Below are 331 nucleotides of genomic sequence, written 5' to 3' on the forward strand. Positions count from 1 at the left end.
CGCTGCATTTTCGGTTCAGAACCGTCACGACCGATGGTCAGTTTGATACCCAGTTTTTCCGCACGTTTCGCCAGGTACGGCAGGTCGAAAGAGTCACCGTTGTAGGTGATGATGATGTCCGGGTCTTTTTCACGGATGATTTTCAGGAAACGTTTGATCATTTCACGTTCAGAAGAAACAACTTCAACGTACGGCAGGTCGATTTTTTTCCAGGTGATAACTTTCGCTTCTTCTTCGTCCGCGTAAGAGATCATGATGATCGGACCTTTACCGAATTCTTCACCTTCCTTGTACAGGGTTTCGATGTCGAACGCCAGCAGTTTCAGTTCTT

Annotated in this window: 1 protein-coding gene; it reads right to left on the reverse strand. The window is 46.8% G+C overall.

Translation table 11 applies throughout. From position 1 onward, the window contains the following. Positions 1–331: 3'-5' exonuclease (locus tag SB765_RS28595; RefSeq protein WP_410932352.1), on the reverse strand; the 331-nt coding region annotated here is incomplete at both ends.

The sequence above is a fragment of the Pseudomonas sp. SIMBA_067 genome, from assembly GCF_046534675.1.
Classification (GTDB): Bacteria; Pseudomonadota; Gammaproteobacteria; order Pseudomonadales; family Pseudomonadaceae; genus Aquipseudomonas; species Aquipseudomonas putida.